At 62.6% G+C, this 17,316-nt stretch carries 11 protein-coding genes and 3 rRNA genes; 9 read left to right on the forward strand and 5 right to left on the reverse strand.

Going from position 1 to position 17,316, the window contains the following annotated elements:
- The first annotated feature begins 45 nt into the window (after window positions 1-45).
- From atpA to AC5Y2L_RS05610, 5 genes are read left to right on the forward strand one after another with little or no spacing between them, the layout of a single operon-like run.
- Window positions 46-1,758 carry a F0F1 ATP synthase subunit alpha gene (atpA, locus tag AC5Y2L_RS05590; RefSeq protein ID WP_499932679.1) on the forward strand — a complete coding sequence of 571 codons (1,713 nt, stop codon included), beginning with the start codon at window positions 46-48 and terminating at the stop codon, window positions 1,756-1,758.
- 6 nt (window positions 1,759-1,764) lie between these two features.
- The gene (locus AC5Y2L_RS05595) at window positions 1,765-2,688 is read left to right on the forward strand and encodes a F0F1 ATP synthase subunit gamma (RefSeq protein WP_499932677.1); all 924 of its coding nucleotides are present in this window, start codon (window positions 1,765-1,767) and stop codon (window positions 2,686-2,688) included.
- Window positions 2,689-2,713: 25 nt separating this feature from the next.
- Complete coding sequence (gene atpD, locus AC5Y2L_RS05600) at window positions 2,714-4,174, forward strand: F0F1 ATP synthase subunit beta (RefSeq protein WP_499932675.1); 1,461 nt, start codon at window positions 2,714-2,716, stop codon at window positions 4,172-4,174.
- A gap of 30 nt (window positions 4,175-4,204) precedes the next feature.
- The gene (locus AC5Y2L_RS05605; RefSeq protein WP_499932673.1) at window positions 4,205-4,570 is read left to right on the forward strand and encodes a F0F1 ATP synthase subunit epsilon; all 366 of its coding nucleotides are present in this window, start codon (window positions 4,205-4,207) and stop codon (window positions 4,568-4,570) included.
- A gap of 6 nt (window positions 4,571-4,576) precedes the next feature.
- A complete protein-coding gene (locus AC5Y2L_RS05610) occupies window positions 4,577-5,020 on the forward strand; it encodes a DUF2550 domain-containing protein (RefSeq protein ID WP_499932671.1) in 444 nt (147 codons plus the stop codon).
- A gap of 92 nt (window positions 5,021-5,112) precedes the next feature.
- Here AC5Y2L_RS05610 and AC5Y2L_RS05615 read toward each other — a convergent pair whose 3' ends face one another.
- On the reverse strand, window positions 5,113-5,691 hold the full coding sequence (locus AC5Y2L_RS05615) for a cob(I)yrinic acid a,c-diamide adenosyltransferase (RefSeq protein WP_499932670.1): 579 nt from the start codon (window positions 5,689-5,691) through the stop codon (window positions 5,113-5,115).
- A 71-nt stretch (window positions 5,692-5,762) separates the two neighbouring features.
- Between AC5Y2L_RS05615 and murA the strand changes: the two genes are divergently transcribed.
- The 4 genes from murA (at window position 5,763) to rrf (ending at window position 12,411) form a co-directional block, all read left to right on the forward strand.
- Entirely contained in the window at window positions 5,763-7,016 is a 1,254-nt protein-coding gene (gene murA / locus AC5Y2L_RS05620; RefSeq protein ID WP_499932668.1) for a UDP-N-acetylglucosamine 1-carboxyvinyltransferase, read from the forward strand.
- A gap of 294 nt (window positions 7,017-7,310) precedes the next feature.
- Window positions 7,311-8,829: ribosomal RNA gene (locus AC5Y2L_RS05625) — 16S ribosomal RNA — on the forward strand.
- Window positions 8,830-9,104: 275 nt separating this feature from the next.
- Window positions 9,105-12,217, forward strand: a 23S ribosomal RNA gene (locus AC5Y2L_RS05630).
- A gap of 80 nt (window positions 12,218-12,297) precedes the next feature.
- A 5S ribosomal RNA gene (rrf, locus tag AC5Y2L_RS05635) occupies window positions 12,298-12,411 on the forward strand.
- Together the 16S, 23S and 5S rRNA genes form the textbook arrangement of a ribosomal RNA operon.
- 122 nt (window positions 12,412-12,533) lie before the next feature.
- Here rrf and AC5Y2L_RS05640 read toward each other — a convergent pair.
- Genes AC5Y2L_RS05640 through AC5Y2L_RS05655 form a run of 4 tightly spaced genes read right to left on the reverse strand, consistent with a single transcriptional unit; the run spans window position 12,534 to window position 17,288 of the window.
- Entirely contained in the window at window positions 12,534-13,031 is a 498-nt protein-coding gene (locus tag AC5Y2L_RS05640; RefSeq protein ID WP_499932666.1) for a methylated-DNA--[protein]-cysteine S-methyltransferase, read from the reverse strand.
- On the reverse strand, window positions 13,028-14,515 hold the full coding sequence (locus AC5Y2L_RS05645; RefSeq protein WP_499933192.1) for an AlkA N-terminal domain-containing protein: 1,488 nt from the start codon (window positions 14,513-14,515) through the stop codon (window positions 13,028-13,030). Before AC5Y2L_RS05645 ends, AC5Y2L_RS05640 begins: the two co-directional genes overlap by 4 nt.
- A gap of 50 nt (window positions 14,516-14,565) precedes the next feature.
- Complete coding sequence (locus tag AC5Y2L_RS05650) at window positions 14,566-16,206, reverse strand: AMP-binding protein (protein WP_499932664.1); 1,641 nt, start codon at window positions 16,204-16,206, stop codon at window positions 14,566-14,568.
- Window positions 16,203-17,288: a CaiB/BaiF CoA transferase family protein gene (locus AC5Y2L_RS05655; protein ID WP_499933190.1), complete on the reverse strand. Its 1,086-nt coding sequence runs from the start codon at window positions 17,286-17,288 to the stop codon at window positions 16,203-16,205. Before AC5Y2L_RS05655 ends, AC5Y2L_RS05650 begins: the two co-directional genes overlap by 4 nt.
- Between the last annotated feature and the right edge of the window lie 28 nt (window positions 17,289-17,316).

The raw sequence follows: 17,316 nt of genomic DNA on the forward strand, positions 1-17,316 counted from the left end.
AATCACGAACTAGTCAGCACAAACGAAGTAGGAAGACGAAAAGCCATGGCCGACCTGACAATCTCCGCAGATGACATTCAGAGTGCCATCGAGGAGTATGTAAGTTCCTTCACCGCCGACACTTCCCGTGAAGAGGTCGGTACGGTGGTCGACGCCGGCGACGGCATCGCGCATGTCGAAGGCCTGCCATCCGTCATGACCCAGGAGCTGCTCGAGTTCCCGGGCGGCGTGCTCGGCGTCGCGCTCAACCTCGACGAGCACAGCGTCGGCGCCGTGATCTTGGGTGACTTCGAGAACATCGAAGAAGGCCAGCAGGTCAAGCGCACCGGTGACGTCCTGTCCGTACCCGTCGGCGACGCGTTCTTAGGCCGGGTGGTGAACCCGCTCGGTCAGCCGATTGACGGCGGCGGCGACATCGAGACCGACGAGCGGCGCGCGCTGGAGCTGCAGGCGCCGTCGGTGGTGCAGCGGCAGGGCGTGAAAGAGCCACTGCAGACAGGGATCAAGGCCATCGACGCCATGACTCCGATCGGCCGCGGACAGCGTCAGCTGATCATCGGCGACCGCAAGACCGGAAAGACCGCCGTCTGCGTCGACACCATTCTCAACCAGCGGCAGAACTGGGAGAGCGGCGACGAGAAGCTGCAGGTGCGTTGCGTCTACGTGGCAATCGGACAGAAGGGCACCACGATCGCCGCCGTCCGCCGCGCGCTCGACGAGGGCGGCGCGATGGACTACACCACGATCGTCGCGGCACCGGCTTCGGAGTCGGCCGGCTTCAAATGGCTTGCGCCGTACACTGGTTCGGCCATCGCCCAGCATTGGATGTATCAGGGCAAGCACGTGCTGATCGTCTTCGACGACCTGACCAAGCAGGCCGAAGCGTACCGGGCAATCTCGCTGCTGCTGCGGCGCCCGCCGGGCCGGGAGGCGTACCCGGGCGACGTGTTCTACCTGCACTCACGGCTACTCGAACGCTGCGCCAAATTGTCCGACGACCTCGGTGGTGGTTCGCTGACCGGCCTGCCGATCATCGAGACCAAGGCCAACGACATCTCGGCTTACATCCCGACCAACGTCATCTCCATCACCGACGGCCAATGCTTCCTGGAGACCGACCTGTTCAATCAGGGCGTGCGGCCCGCCATCAACGTCGGCGTCTCGGTGTCCCGGGTCGGTGGAGCCGCTCAGATCAAGGCGATGAAAGAGGTGGCCGGCTCGTTGCGACTGGACCTGTCGCAGTATCGCGAGCTGGAAGCCTTCGCCGCGTTCGCTTCCGATCTGGACGCTACGTCGAAGGCACAGCTGGAGCGCGGTGAGCGGTTGGTGGAACTGCTCAAGCAGCCGCAATTCCAGCCGATGCCCGTTGAGGAGCAAGTGGTTTCGATCTTCCTCGGCACCGCCGGTCACCTGGACTCGGTACCGGTCGAAGATGTCAAGAGGTTCGAAGCCGAACTCCTCGACCACATGCGGGCTTCCGAGGAAAAGTTCCTTGAAGGTATCCGCTCGACCCAGAAGATCAGTGAGGAAGAGGAAGAGAAGCTCACCGAGATCATCAACCACTTCAAGAAGGGCTTCGCGGCCACCGGCGGCCAATCGGTGGTGCCCGACGAGCACGTCGAGCCCATGGCCGAAGAGGAACTCGAAAAGGAGACCGTGCAGGTCAAGAAGGAGAAGCCGAAGAAGGACTCGAAGGAGGCCAAACAGGACTCCGGCAAGAAGGAGTCCGTCGAAAAGGAAGCCAAGAAGGATAAGTAGCTAACAATGGCCGCCACACTTCGCGAATTGCGTGGGCGCATCCGCTCGGCGGGGTCGATCAAGAAGATCACGAAGGCCCAGGAGCTGATCGCCACCTCGCGCATCGGCAAGGCGCAGGCTCGGCTGGAATCTGCACGGCCGTATGCGTTCCAGATCACGTCGATGCTGCTTACTCTCTCTGCCGAAGCCGCTCTCGACCATCCGTTGCTGGTCGAGCGAGCGGAGCCCAAGCGGGCCGGGGTATTGGTGGTTTCTTCCGACCGCGGTTTGTGCGGCGCCTACAACTCGAGTATTTTCCGTCGCTCCGAGGAGCTGTTCTCCCTGCTGCGGGAAGAAGGAAAGCAGCCGGTGCTGTACACCGTGGGCCGTAAGGCGTTGAACTACTTCAAGTTCCGCAACTGGGACATCACCGAGTCGTGGACGGGCTTCTCCGAGCAGCCCAAGTACGAAAACGCCGCCGAGATCGGTTCGACCCTGGTCGAAACTTTCATGAAGGGCACTGGCGACGACGAGGAGCAGCAGTCCGACGACGAGACGAGCGTCGATGAACTGCACATCGTGTACTCGGAGTTCAAGTCGATGATGTCGCAGACCGCCGTGGCTCACCGCATTGCCCCACTGGTGGTGGAATACGTCGAAGAAGACGAGGGGCTGCACACCTTGTACTCCTTCGAGCCGGATGCCACGACACTGTTCGACGCGCTGCTGCCGCGGTATCTGACCACTCGGGTGTACGCGGCGCTGCTGGAATCGGCGGCCTCTGAGCTCGCGTCGCGACAACGGGCGATGAAGTCGGCGACGGACAACGCCGACGACCTCATCAAGGCTCTTACCCTAGAGGCCAACCGCGAGCGGCAGGCCCAGATCACCCAGGAAATCAGCGAAATCGTTGGTGGCGCAAACGCGCTCGCCGACGCCGCCGCCAAGTAGCCCCTTAAGGAAGCGAAGAAGAATCATGAGCGCTACTGCCGAGAAGACCGACAAGTCCGGAAAGTCAGGTAACTCCGAAACCAGCGGCCGCGTGGTACGCGTGACCGGGCCCGTCGTCGACGTCGAGTTCCCGCGGGGCTCGGTGCCCGAGTTGTTCAACGCCCTGCACGCGGAGATCAAGTTCGAGGCGCTGGCCAAGACCCTCACCCTCGAAGTTGCCCAGCACCTCGGCGACAACTTGGTACGCGCCATCTCGTTGCAGCCCACCGATGGGCTGGTGCGTGGTGTCGAGGTGACCGACACCGGTGACTCCATCTCGGTGCCAGTCGGTGAGGAAGTCAAGGGCCATGTGTTCAACGCGCTGGGATACTGCCTCGACGAGCCCGGCTACGGAGAAGACTTCGAGCACTGGTCGATTCACCGCAAGCCGCCGGCGTTCGAAGACCTGGAGCCGCGGACCGAGATGCTCGAGACCGGCCTCAAGGTTGTCGACCTGCTTACTCCCTACGTGCGCGGCGGAAAGATTGCCCTGTTCGGCGGTGCGGGGGTCGGCAAAACGGTGCTCATCCAGGAGATGATCAACCGTATTGCCCGAAACTTCGGCGGCACTTCGGTGTTCGCCGGCGTGGGGGAGCGGACCCGTGAGGGCAACGACCTGTGGGTCGAGCTCAAGGAAGCCGACGTGCTCAAGGACACCGCGCTGGTGTTCGGCCAGATGGACGAACCGCCCGGCACTCGTATGCGGGTGGCGTTGTCCGCGCTGACCATGGCCGAGTGGTTCCGGGACGAGGCGGGCCAGGACGTGTTGTTGTTCATTGACAACATCTTCCGGTTCACTCAAGCGGGTTCGGAAGTGTCGACGCTGCTTGGTCGGATGCCGTCCGCGGTGGGATACCAGCCCACCCTGGCCGACGAGATGGGTGAGCTGCAGGAGCGCATCACCTCGACCCGGGGCCGTTCCATCACCTCGATGCAAGCGGTCTACGTGCCGGCCGACGACTACACCGACCCGGCGCCCGCCACGACCTTCGCGCACCTGGACGCGACTACGGAGCTGTCGCGTTCGGTCTTCTCCAAGGGCATCTTCCCCGCCGTGGACCCGCTGGCCTCCAGCTCGACCATCCTGGACCCCAGCGTGGTCGGTGACGAACACTACCGCGTGGCACAGGAGGTCATCCGAATCCTGCAGCGCTACAAGGATCTTCAGGACATCATCGCCATCCTCGGTATCGACGAGCTGTCCGAGGAGGACAAACAGTTGGTCAACCGGGCGCGGCGCATCGAGCGGTTCCTCTCGCAGAACATGATGGCGGCCGAGCAGTTCACCGGCCAGCCCGGCTCGACGGTGCCGGTAAAGGAGACCATCGAGGCGTTCGACAAGCTGACGAAGGGCGACTTCGACCACGTGCCCGAGCAGGCCTTCTTCCTGATCGGCGGGCTGGACGACTTGGCCAAGAAGGCCGAGACCTACGACGTCAAGCTATAGAGGTTCGCGTGAGTCGAAAGGCGTTGCGGCATGGCTGAATTGAACGTTCAGATCGTCGCCGTCGACCGGGAGATCTGGTCGGGCGAGGCAACGTTCCTGTTCACCCGCACCACCGTCGGCGAGATCGGCATCCTGCCGCACCACATCCCGCTGGTGGCCCAATTGGTCGACGACGCCATGGTGCGGGTGGAACGGGAAGGCGGAGACGACCTGCGGATCGCGGTCGACGGTGGCTTTTTGACGGTGACCGAAGAGGGGGTCACCGTCCTCGCCGAATCAGCCGAGTTCGAAAAGGACATCGACGAAAGCGCTGCCAAGCAGGATTCCGAGTCGGACGATCCGAAGATCGCCGCGCGGGGCCGCGCCAGGTTGCGCGCCCTCGGCGTGATCGACTAGCCGCCGATGAGCGCGCCCATGGTCGGCATGGTCGTGCTTGTCGTGGTGCTGGGAATTGCGGTCCTGGCGTTGAGTTATCGCCTGTGGAAACTACGCCAGGGCGGCACGGCGGGAATCATGCGGGACATCCCCGCGGTCGGCGGCCACGGCTGGCGGCACGGTGTGATCCGCTACCGCGGCGGCGAAGCCGCGTTCTATCGGTTGTCCAGTCTGCGGCTCTGGCCGGATCGACGGCTGAGCCGGCGAGGTGTGGAGATCATCAGCCGGCGCGGGCCCCGCGGCGACGAGTACGACATCATGACCGACGAGATCGTTGTGCTGGAATTGCGAGACACCACGCAGGATCGCCGCTCGGGCTACGAGCTGGCGCTGGACCAAGGTGCGCTTACCGCGTTCCTGTCCTGGCTGGAGTCCCGTCCCTCACCGCGCGCCCGCCGCCGCAGCGTGTGACGGACCTCGGCGAGCAGACGCAAAATCCCCTGAAACGGCCCAGTTTTGGGCGATTTTGCGTCTGCTCGCGCTAGCTCGCGGCGCTGCTCGCGCTAGCTCGCGGAGCCGCCGCCCGGCCGCCACAGCACGTCGTCGCCCCCATTGGCCACTCGCGCCAGGATGAAAAGCAGATCCGACAGCCGGTTCAAATACTTCGCCGGCAGCGCACTGACACCATCCGGGTGCGCGTCGACCGCGGCCCATGCCGACCGCTCCGCTCGGCGTACCACCGTACGCGCCACGTGCAGTAGCGCAGACAACGGCGAACCACCCGGCAGCACAAAGGAATTCAGCGCGGGCAGGGCTTCGTTGTACCGGTCACACCAGCCCTCGAGCCGATCGATGTACGGTTGGCTGATTCGCAGCGCCGGATGCTCGGGGTGTTCCACCACCGGGGTCGACAGATCCGCGCCCGTGTCGAACAAGTCGTTTTGAATCTGCAGCAATACCTCAACGATCTCCGGCTCGGGCTTTCCCAGCGCGATCGCGGCGCCGATCGCGGAGTTGGCCTCGTCGCAATCCGCGTACGCCACCAGACGGGTGTCATTCTTGGAGACTCGGGAAAAATCACTCAGTCCCGTGGTTCCGTCGTCGCCCGTTCGGGTATAGATGCGGGTCAGATGCACTGCCATGAGCAAAACGGTACCGCGCCGTGCGTCTTGGCTGACTGACAAGCCGATAGCGCTTCACTACACTGACCCGGATGGCTGAGCGTTTCGTGGTGACCGGCGGCAACCGGTTGTCCGGCCGAGTCACCGTCGGGGGCGCCAAGAACAGCGTGCTCAAGCTCATGGCCGCGACGTTGCTGGCCGAGGGAACCAGCACCATTACCAACTGTCCAGACATCCTCGACGTGCCGCTGATGGCTGAGGTGCTGCGGGGCCTGGGCGCCACCGTCGAGCTCGACGGCGACGTCGCCCGAATCACCTCCCCCGACGAGCCCAAGTACGACGCGGACTTCGCTGCGGTTCGGCAGTTCCGGGCCTCGGTCTGTGTACTGGGGCCGTTGGTCGGCCGATGCAAGCGGGCCAGGGTTGCGCTCCCAGGCGGTGACGCGATCGGATCTCGCCCGCTGGATATGCACCAAGCCGGCCTGCGGCAGCTCGGCGCGCGCTGCAACATCGAGCACGGCTGCGTGGTGGCCCAAGCAGAAACGTTGCGCGGCGCGGAGATTCAATTGGAATTCCCGTCGGTGGGGGCCACCGAGAACATCCTCATGGCCGCCGTCCTGGCCGAGGGCGTCACCACGATCCACAACGCCGCCCGCGAGCCCGACGTCGTCGACCTGTGCACGATGCTGAACCAGATGGGCGCGCAGGTCGAAGGCGCGGGCTCGCCGACGATGACGATTACCGGCGTCCCACGGCTGTATCCGACCGAGCACCGCGTGATCGGAGATCGCATCGTGGCCGCCACGTGGGGCATCGCGGCTGCCATGACCCGCGGTGACATCACGGTGAGCGGCGTTGACCCGGCCCACTTACAGGTAGTGCTGCACAAGTTGCACGATGCCGGTGCCACCGTCACCCAGACCGACGACAGCTTCCGGGTGGCCCAGTACGAACGGCCCAAGGCGGTTAACGTGGCGACGCTACCGTTCCCCGGGTTTCCGACTGACCTGCAGCCGATGGCGATCGCGCTGGCCTCGATAGCCGACGGCACGTCGATGATCACCGAGAACGTGTTCGAGGCAAGGTTCCGCTTCGTCGAGGAAATGATCCGGCTCGGCGCCGATGCCCGCACCGACGGTCACCACGCCGTCGTCCGGGGTCTTCCACAACTGTCGAGCGCGCCGGTGTGGTGCTCGGACATCCGGGCCGGCGCCGGGCTGGTGCTGGCGGGCCTGGTCGCCGACGGCGACACCGAGGTCCACGACGTTTTCCACATCGACCGCGGCTACCCGTTGTTCGTGGAGAACCTGTCGAGTTTGGGTGCGGAGATCGAGAGGGTAGAGTAGCGGGCAGGTAATGCCCGACAGTCCCGGCCACGCCTGCACAGGATGGCTGAAACTGAGGGTTGACCACTCTGCCGGAGTTGTATTAAGCTGGCAGGGTTGCCCCGGAAGAGGGCGAAAACAAGCATGAGTGTTGTTTGAGAACTCAATAGTGTGTTTGGTGTTTTTGTTTGTTGTTGTTTTTTTGACCATATCTTCCACCCCCCGTGTGTGGGTATGGTCGTTTTTTGATGCCAGATATTGGCGTCTTGTCAGGTATCTCTGATTATAAATTCACCTCGTTTCTCGAGGAGTTTTTGTTTGGAGAGTTTGATCCTGGCTCAGGACGAACGCTGGCGGCGTGCTTAACACATGCAAGTCGAACGGAAAGGTCTCTTCGGAGATACTCGAGTGGCGAACGGGTGAGTAACACGTGGGTAATCTGCCCTGCACATCGGGATAAGCCTGGGAAACTGGGTCTAATACCGGATATGACCACGGGACGCATGTCCTGTGGTGGAAAGCTTTTGCGGTGTGGGATGGGCCCGCGGCCTATCAGCTTGTTGGTGGGGTGACGGCCTACCAAGGCGACGACGGGTAGCCGGCCTGAGAGGGTGTCCGGCCACACTGGGACTGAGATACGGCCCAGACTCCTACGGGAGGCAGCAGTGGGGAATATTGCACAATGGGCGCAAGCCTGATGCAGCGACGCCGCGTGGGGGATGACGGCCTTCGGGTTGTAAACCTCTTTCAGCAGGGACGAAGCGCAAGTGACGGTACCTGCAGAAGAAGCACCGGCCAACTACGTGCCAGCAGCCGCGGTAATACGTAGGGTGCGAGCGTTGTCCGGAATTACTGGGCGTAAAGAGCTCGTAGGTGGTTTGTCGCGTTGTTCGTGAAATCTCACGGCTTAACTGTGAGCGTGCGGGCGATACGGGCAGACTGGAGTACTGCAGGGGAGACTGGAATTCCTGGTGTAGCGGTGGAATGCGCAGATATCAGGAGGAACACCGGTGGCGAAGGCGGGTCTCTGGGCAGTAACTGACGCTGAGGAGCGAAAGCGTGGGGAGCGAACAGGATTAGATACCCTGGTAGTCCACGCCGTAAACGGTGGGTACTAGGTGTGGGTTTCCTTCCTTGGGATCCGTGCCGTAGCTAACGCATTAAGTACCCCGCCTGGGGAGTACGGCCGCAAGGCTAAAACTCAAAGGAATTGACGGGGGCCCGCACAAGCGGCGGAGCATGTGGATTAATTCGATGCAACGCGAAGAACCTTACCTGGGTTTGACATGCACAGGACGCGTCTAGAGATAGGCGTTCCCTTGTGGCCTGTGTGCAGGTGGTGCATGGCTGTCGTCAGCTCGTGTCGTGAGATGTTGGGTTAAGTCCCGCAACGAGCGCAACCCTTGTCTCATGTTGCCAGCGGGTAATGCCGGGGACTCGTGAGAGACTGCCGGGGTCAACTCGGAGGAAGGTGGGGATGACGTCAAGTCATCATGCCCCTTATGTCCAGGGCTTCACACATGCTACAATGGCCGGTACAAAGGGCTGCGATACCGCAAGGTTAAGCGAATCCTTTTAAAGCCGGTCTCAGTTCGGATCGGGGTCTGCAACTCGACCCCGTGAAGTCGGAGTCGCTAGTAATCGCAGATCAGCAACGCTGCGGTGAATACGTTCCCGGGCCTTGTACACACCGCCCGTCACGTCATGAAAGTCGGTAACACCCGAAGCCAGTGGCCTAACCCTCGGGAGGGAGCTGTCGAAGGTGGGATCGGCGATTGGGACGAAGTCGTAACAAGGTAGCCGTACCGGAAGGTGCGGCTGGATCACCTCCTTTCTAAGGAGCACCACGAAAAACACTCCAATTGGTGGAGTGTGAGCCGTGAGGGGTTCTCGTCTGTAGTGGACGAGGGCCGGGTGCGCAACAACAAGCAAGCCAGACACACTATTGGGTCCTGAGGCAACACCCAGTTGTTTAAGGGCTGTTGTCCCGCCATCTTGGTGGTGGGGTGTGGTGTTTGAGAACTGGATAGTGGTTGCGAGCATCTAATGAATGCGCTGCCCTCGGTGGTGGCGTGTTCATAAATGTAATTTCTTCTTTGGTTTTTGTGTTTGTAAGTGACTAAGGGCGCATGGTGGATGCCTTGGCATCGAGAGCCGACGAAGGACGTGGGAGGCTGCGATATGCCTCGGGGAGCTGTCAACCGAGCGTTGATCCGAGGATTTCCGAATGGGGAAACCCAGCACGAGTGATGTCGTGTTACTCGCATCTGAATATATAGGGTGCGAGGGGGAACGCGGGGAAGTGAAACATCTCAGTACCCGTAGGAGAAGAAAACAATTGTGATTCCGCTAGTAGTGGCGAGCGAACGCGGAACATGGCTAAACCGCACGCATGGGTAACCAGGTAGGGGTTGTGTGTGCGGGGTTGTGGGATTGATATGTCTCAGCTCTACCTGGCTGAGGGGTAGTCAGAAAGTGTCGTGGTTAGCGGAAGTGGCCTGGGATGGTCTGCCGTAGACGGTGAGAGCCCGGTACGCGAAAACCCGGCACCTACCTTGTATCAATTCCCGAGTAGCAGCGGGCCCGTGGAATCTGCTGTGAATCTGCCGGGACCACCCGGTAAGCCTAAATACTACTCGATGACCGATAGCGGATTAGTACCGTGAGGGAATGGTGAAAAGTACCCCGGGAGGGGAGTGAAAGAGTACCTGAAACCGTGTGCCTACAATCCGTCAGAGCCTCTTCGTGGGGTGATGGCGTGCCTTTTGAAGAATGAGCCTGCGAGTCAGGGACATGTCGCGAGGTTAACCCGTGCGGGGTAGCCGCAGCGAAAGCGAGTCTGAATAGGGCGTATCCCCTTTTGGGGTGTAGTGGCGTGTTCTGGACCCGAAGCGGAGTGATCTACCCATGGCCAGGGTGAAGCGCGGGTAAGACCGCGTGGAGGCCCGAACCCACTTAGGTTGAAGACTGAGGGGATGAGTTGTGGGTAGGGGTGAAAGGCCAATCAAACTCCGTGATAGCTGGTTCTCCCCGAAATGCATTTAGGTGCAGCGTTGCGTGATTCACCGCGGAGGTAGAGCTACTGGATGGCCGATGGGCCCTACTAGGTTACTGACGTCAGCCAAACTCCGAATGCCGTGGTGTACAGCGTGGCAGTGAGACGGCGGGGGATAAGCTCCGTGCGTCGAAAGGGAAACAGCCCAGATCGCCGGCTAAGGCCCCTAAGCGTGTGCTAAGTGGAAAAGGATGTGCAGTCGCAGAGACAACCAGGAGGTTGGCTTAGAAGCAGCCACCCTTGAAAGAGTGCGTAATAGCTCACTGGTCAAGTGATTGTGCGCCGATAATGTAGCGGGGCTCAAGCACACCGCCGAAGCCGCGACACATTCACATTCGTGGGTGTGGGTAGGGGAGCGTCCCTCATTCAGGGAAGCCGCCGGGTGACCGGTGGTGGAGGGTGAGGGAGTGAGAATGCAGGCATGAGTAGCGATAAGGCAAGTGAGAACCTTGCCCGCCGTAAGACCAAGGGTTCCTGGGCCAGGCCAGTCCGCCCAGGGTGAGTCGGGACCTAAGGCGAGGCCGACAGGCGTAGTCGATGGACAACGGGTTGATATTCCCGTACCCGTGTATGAGCGCCCGTGATGAATCAGCGGTACTAACCACCCAAAACCGAATCGATCATTCCCCTTCGGGGGCGTGGAGGTTCGGGGCTGCGTGGGACCTTCGCTGGTAGTAGTCAAGCGATGGGGTGACGCAGGAAGGTAGCCGTACCAGTCAGTGGTAATACTGGGGTAAGCCTGTAGGGAGAGCGATAGGCAAATCCGTCGCTCATTAATCCTGAGAGGTGATGCATAGCCGATTGAGGCGAATTCGGTGATCCTCTGCTGCCGAGAAAAGCCTCTAGCGAGCACATACACGGCCCGTACCCCAAACCGACACAGGTGGTCAGGTAGAGCATACCAAGGCGTACGAGATAACTATGGTTAAGGAACTCGGCAAAATGCCCCCGTAACTTCGGGAGAAGGGGGACCGGAATATCGTGAACACCCTTGCGGTGGAAGCGGGATCCGGTCGCAGAAACCAGTGAGAAGCGACTGTTTACTAAAAACACAGGTCCGTGCGAAGTCGCAAGACGATGTATACGGACTGACGCCTGCCCGGTGCTGGAAGGTTAAGAGGACCCGTTAACTCGAAAGGGTGAAGCGGAGAATTTAAGCCCCAGTAAACGGCGGTGGTAACTATAACCATCCTAAGGTAGCGAAATTCCTTGTCGGGTAAGTTCCGACCTGCACGAATGGCGTAACGACTTCTCAACTGTCTCAACCATAGACTCGGCGAAATTGCACTACGAGTAAAGATGCTCGTTACGCGCGGCAGGACGAAAAGACCCCGGGACCTTCACTACAACTTGGTATTGGTGTTCGGTACGGTTTGTGTAGGATAGGTGGGAGACTGTGAAGCCTCGACGCCAGTTGAGGTGGAGTCGTTGTTGAAATACCACTCTGATCGTATTGGATACCTAACGTCGAACCGTATATCCGGTTCACGGACAGTGCCTGGCGGGTAGTTTAACTGGGGCGGTTGCCTCCTAAAATGTAACGGAGGCGCCCAAAGGTTCCCTCAACCTGGACGGCAATCAGGTGGCGAGTGTAAATGCACAAGGGAGCTTGACTGCGAGACCTACACGTCAAGCAGGGACGAAAGTCGGGATTAGTGATCCGGCACCCCCGAGTGGAAGGGGTGTCGCTCAACGGATAAAAGGTACCCCGGGGATAACAGGCTGATCTTCCCCAAGAGTCCATATCGACGGGATGGTTTGGCACCTCGATGTCGGCTCGTCGCATCCTGGGGCTGGAGCAGGTCCCAAGGGTTGGGCTGTTCGCCCATTAAAGCGGCACGCGAGCTGGGTTTAGAACGTCGTGAGACAGTTCGGTCTCTATCCGCCGCGCGCGTCAGAAGCTTGAGGAAACCTGTCCCTAGTACGAGAGGACCGGGACGGACGAACCTCTAGTGCACCAGTTGTCTCACCAGGGGCACTGCTGGATAGCTACGTTCGGACAGGATAACCGCTGAAAGCATCTAAGCGGGAAACCTTCTCCAAGATCAGGCTTCTCACCCACTTGGTGGGATAAGGCCCCCCGCAGAACACGGGATCGATAGGCCAGACCTGGAAGCTCAGCAATGAGTGAAGGGAACTGGCACTAACCGGCCGAAAACTTACCAACACAAATCGCAACCACTATTCGGTACTCACGACGTTTGTCGTGCAGCACCGCACCCCCCACCAGAACAAATTACATAGAGTTACGGCGGCCACAGCGACAGGGAAACGCCCGGTCCCATCCCGAACCCGGAAGCTAAGCCTGTCAGCGCCGATGATACTGCCCATTTCGGGTGGAAAAGTAGGACACCGCCGAACATATACAAAAACACCCCCTGCAAAGGGGGTGTTTTTGCATATTCAACCCGCTGCCATTTGTGTCGCCGAAAGTGGGCGAAAATCGATGCCCCCACGCTCGGCAAGCCCATCATGGTCAGGCGTTAGTCGAATAGAGTCAATTCGGCCGGCGCCCGCTTTTTCTCCAGGTCGAGCAGTGTCTTTTTCCGGTCGAGCCCACCGCCGTATCCGGTGAGGCCACCGCTGGCGCCGATCACCCGATGGCACGGGACGATAATGGCAATCGGATTGTGGCCGTTGGCCAATCCAACAGCACGGGCCGCGCCGGCTGCGCCGATTTGCATGGCGATTTCCCCGTACGAGCGTGTCTGGCCGTACGGAATTGTCAGCAGTGCCTGCCAAACCCGGCGTTGAAATGCGGTGCCACGCAGGTCCAATTCGACGTCGAATTCCGTTAACTCGCCGGCGAAATACGCTTCCAGTTGCTCGACGGCTTCGGGAAAGGACTTCTGATCGAGGGTCCAGCCGGCGCGGTTCGGCTCGTAGGTCTGGTCGACCATCCTCAGATTGGTCAGCACCGACCCTTGCCCGGCCAGAGTCAACAGGCCGATCGGGCTCTCGATGGTGCGGTAGTGAATCATGCAACCTCCCTTGGTGGCCAGTGGTTTATCGGATGTTCGAGGGTGGCCCATAGGTGCTGGACGGCGTACGAGCGCCAGGGGCGCCAGCGGGCGCTGTGCTCGATGAGGCCCCGTTGCCCGGCGGGCAGGCCGAGCTGCTCGGCGGCCAGCCTGAGGCCGAGATCGCTGGCCGGGAAGGCGTCCGGGTCGCCGAGGCCCCGCATGGCGATCACCTCCGCCGTCCACGGTCCGACCCCGGGCAGGTCCAGCAGTTGCCTGCGCGCGCGTTCCCAGTCGCACCCGGCGTCCAGGATGACGCTGCCGTCGGCAAGGCCGGCCACCAGGGCGTTCAGCGTCCGCTGTCGGGATTTGGGGACGGCCAAATGGACCGGATCGATGTCGGCGAGCTGGTCAACCGACGGGAAGGTGTGCGTCAGCGTGCCGGCCGGATCGTGGATGGGCTGGCCGTAGGCGGCGACGAGTCTGCGCGTGTGGGTTCGCGCGGCCTTGGTCGACACCTGCTGTCCGAGCACTGCGCGCACGGCAAGTTCTGCATCGTCGACGGTGCGGGGGATGCGTTGTCCGGGCGCTTTGGCCACCACCGGCGCCAGGTCCGTATCCGCGGACAGCGCTTCGACGACGGCTTCGGGGTCGGCATCGAGGTCGAGCAGCCGTCGGCAGCGCGCGATCGCGGTGGTGAGGTCGCGGAAGTCGTCCAAGACCAGTTGGCAACCGACATGATCGGCGGCCGGGGTGAGGGCAACGACGGCACTGCCGGAGGGAAGCCGCAGGCTGCGTCGGTACGCGCCGTCACGCACCTCCTCGCAACCGGGTACGGCTCCGGCGGCCAGATGGCCGAACACCCCTTCAAAGGCGAAGGGGGTGCGCACCGGCAGCCGAAGCGACACAGCTCCCCGCGACGTCGTCCCAGAGCCGAAATGAATTGCAGCGCGCTCCCGTAACGCCGTCGGCGTGGTTTCGAAGACCAGCCGCACGGTGTCGTTGAACTGGCGGATGCTGGAGAACCCGGCGGCGAATGCGACGTCGCCCAAGGGCAGGTCGGTGGTCTCGATCAGGACCCGGGCGGTCTGCGCCCGTTGCGCGCGGGCCAGCGCGAGCGGGCCGGCACCGACCTCGGCCTGCAACAGTCGTTCCAGCTGACGCGTCGTATAGCCGACGTGGCCGGCCAGGCCGCCGACGCCCTCGCGGTCCACGGTGCCGTCGGCGATGAGGCGCATCGCCCGCGCAACGACGTCGCCGCGCACGTTCCACTCGGGAGAACCCGGTGAGGCGTCGGGACGGCATCGCTTGCAGGCCCGAAAACCTTCCCGTTGAGCGGCCGCTGCGGTCGGCAGGAACCGGACGTTGCGGGCAAAGGGTGGCCGCACCGGGCAACTGGGGCGGCAGTAGATCCGGGTTGTCAGCACAGCGACGACGAACCAGCCGTCGAACCGGGCGTCCTTGGACTGGACCGCTCGGTAGCAGCGTTCGAAATCTTCATGCACGGGTTCCACAGTTACACCTGACCACCGACAACACTGGCGGAAAAGCGACATCAATGTCCTGGCAACCGAGTGTGCTCTGCGAGTTCGCGTTTGAGGACTTTGCCGGTGGGGTTGCGCGGCAGCTCGTCGAGGAAGACGATGTCGCGCGGAACTTTGTAGCGGGCGAGGTTCTCCTTGACGAAGCTCTGCAGTTCCTTCTCGCTGGCCTCCGCGTGGTCGGCGAGGATGCAGAATGCGCGGAGCCGCTGTCCGAAGTCGGGGTCATCGACCCCGATGACCGCCACATCGACGACCGCGGGGTGGGTGACGAGCAGTTCCTCGACCTCCCGCGGGAAGACGTTCTCACCTCCCGAGACGATCATCTCGTCGTCACGGCCGTCGATGTAGAGGCGTCCGGCGTCGTCGAAATGGCCGATGTCGCCGGTCGACATCAGCCCGTCGATGATGTCCTTACCGCCGCCGCCGGTGTAGCCCTCGAACGGGGTTGCGGCGCCGACGAAGATTCGCCCCCTGCCGCCCGGGGCGACCTCTTTGCCCGCCTCGTCGTAGATCTTGACCGTCGAGCCGAGTGCCGGTTTGCCCACCGACGTCGGGGCGGCCCGTACATCCGCTGGGGTCGCGAGCGTGGCGACGGAGACTTCGGTCGATCCGTAGAGGTTGTAAATCACATCACCGAGCAGGTCCGACGCAGTGATCGCGACTTCGGCGGGGAGCTGCGAGCCGGCGCAGAACGCGACGCGAAGGGAGGAGAGGTCGCGCCGGCGTACCTCGTCGTCGCCGAGCGCCAGGACCCGTTGCAGCATTATCGGTACGACGCAGATCGTGGTCGCCTGGTGGCGTTCGATGTCGTTGAGGAACTCTGCGGCCTCGAAGCGACGCCGCAGGACGAGCTTCGAGCCGAGGGCGATGGACAGTAGAGCGATGATCAGCCCGGTGCCGTGGTAGAGCGGCGGCCCGATCACGGTCGCCTCACGCGCGCGCATCGGCATCCGGTCGAGCAGCGCGCCGGGCAGGATCAGTGATTTTGGCTCGGCGCGCGGCGCTCCCTTCGGCGTTCCGGTGGTGCCACTGGTCAGCAGGACGATCCGGCCCGGCTTCGCCGGTACGGCGGGCCGCTGCGGGTCCCCGGCCGCGATCAGCCGCTTCAGCTGATCGTCGGCGGGCTCGTCGGTGAAGCAGCGGACCCGCCCCTGCGGTGTATTGATGTCGACGACAACGTCGTCGAACTCGGCATCGTGAATGAGCAGGTCGACGCCTTCGCGTTCGGCGACCTCGCGTGCCTGCGGTGCCGAAAATGCGGTGTTGAGCCAGATCCCGCTCATACCTGCCCGTGACGCCGCGAATGCCGCGATCAGCGGGTAGCGGTGGTTGCGGCACAGGATGCCGACGCTCGAGCCCGGCCGCAGGCCCGTGGCGCGGAGAGTGTTCGCGAGCCGGTTCACCTGCTCGTCGAGCTCGGCGAAGCTGAGTTCGCCGAGCTCGTCGGTGATCGCAGGGCGTTGGCCGTGGCGGATCGCGGCGATCCGGGGAGCCGCGCCGAACGGCCCGTAGTCGGTTAGTGCCTTGACGATCTGGACGATCCGATGTGGTGGCTCGACCCCGATCACTCCCGCGCGCATCAGCGTGATCAGTGATTGCGTCTCAAGGCTGGCCCGGCGAGCGGGATCCTTGAGCATCTCGATCAGGTTCATTTCTTGCCCCTACCAGTGGAGCCGGCAACCTTCCAGCGGGACAACAGATTCCGAGTCTCTTCCGGGCCGGCGGACAGCGGTTTCGGTGACGCTGCGGGTGTTCGGCTGAATCGCGGTGCCGGTGCAGGCTGACGCACTCCATTGACCTCGATGAAGGAGTCGCGGGCCTGGTTGTGCGGGTGCTGGTGTGCCTCCCACGGGCTCAGCACGGGCACGACGCAGGCGTCCGATTCAGCGAACGCCGCCGCCCATTCGTCACGGGTGCGTTCCTTGAACGCGGCGCCGATGACGTCGCGCAGTTGATCCCAGCGGGTGCTGTCGAGCTGGAACGGCAGCTCTGGATCGTCAATGCCGAGTCCGTCCAGCAGCTGCAGGTAGAACGGGTGCTCGACGCAGCCGACTGCCACGTATTTACCATCGGCGCACTCGTAGGTGTCGTAGAACGGAGCGCCACCGTCGAGCAGGTTCTGGCCGCGAGGCTGGTTCCACAGCCCGTTGTGGTGCATGCCATGCATGAATGCGGTGAGCAGCGCCGAACCGTCGACCATCGCCGCGTCGATCACCTGCCCAAGGCCGGACTGTTCGCGCTCGTAAAGCGCGGCGAGCACACCGAGTGCGAGAAGCATTCCGCCGCCGGCGAAGTCGCCGATCATGTTGGCGGGGGGAAGCGGACGCTCCCCGGCGCGGCCGACGAGATCGAGCGCCCCGGAGATGGCGATGTAGTTGATGTCGTGCCCGGCCCGAGGGGCCAGCGGTCCGTCCTGCCCGTAGCCGGTCATCCGGGCATACAGCAGCCGCGGGTTGCGCGACAGCAGGTCGTCTGGGCCGATTCCGAGCCGTTCGGCGACACCGGGACGGAAGCCCTCGATGAACACGTCCGCAGCGTCAACGAGCGCATAGAGGGTCTCGCGGTCTGCGGATTCTTTGAGGTCGAGCCGCACTGTGTGCTTGCCGCGGTCCAGCGGTCCGTCGGGCGGCACCAACCCAGCGCCGGGCGCGCCGCCCCGGTCGATCCGTACCACCTCGGCGCCCAGGTCGGCCAGGATCATGGCACCGAACGGGGCCGGCGCCAGGCCTGCCATCTCGACGACCTTGACGCCGTGCAGCGGG

This window comes from Mycobacterium sp. NGS66 (genome assembly GCF_059812225.1).

Bases quoted from the DNA above. Each gene is read 5' to 3' on its own strand.
- AC5Y2L_RS05640 (WP_499932666.1), bottom strand. From the start codon at position 13,031: ATGATTCACTACCGCACCATCGAGAGCCCGATCGGCCTGTTGACTCTG.
- AC5Y2L_RS05655 (WP_499933190.1), bottom strand. From the start codon at position 17,288: ATGGCAGGCCTGGCGCCGGCCCCGTTCGGTGCCATGATCCTGGCCGAC.
- atpD (WP_499932675.1), top strand. From the start codon at position 2,714: ATGAGCGCTACTGCCGAGAAGACCGACAAGTCCGGAAAGTCAGGTAAC.
- AC5Y2L_RS05610 (WP_499932671.1), top strand. From the start codon at position 4,577: ATGAGCGCGCCCATGGTCGGCATGGTCGTGCTTGTCGTGGTGCTGGGA.
- AC5Y2L_RS05605 (WP_499932673.1), top strand. From the start codon at position 4,205: ATGGCTGAATTGAACGTTCAGATCGTCGCCGTCGACCGGGAGATCTGG.
- atpA (WP_499932679.1), top strand. From the start codon at position 46: ATGGCCGACCTGACAATCTCCGCAGATGACATTCAGAGTGCCATCGAG.
- murA (WP_499932668.1), top strand. From the start codon at position 5,763: ATGGCTGAGCGTTTCGTGGTGACCGGCGGCAACCGGTTGTCCGGCCGA.
- AC5Y2L_RS05615 (WP_499932670.1), bottom strand. From the start codon at position 5,691: ATGGCAGTGCATCTGACCCGCATCTATACCCGAACGGGCGACGACGGA.
- AC5Y2L_RS05595 (WP_499932677.1), top strand. From the start codon at position 1,765: ATGGCCGCCACACTTCGCGAATTGCGTGGGCGCATCCGCTCGGCGGGG.
- AC5Y2L_RS05650 (WP_499932664.1), bottom strand. From the start codon at position 16,206: ATGAACCTGATCGAGATGCTCAAGGATCCCGCTCGCCGGGCCAGCCTT.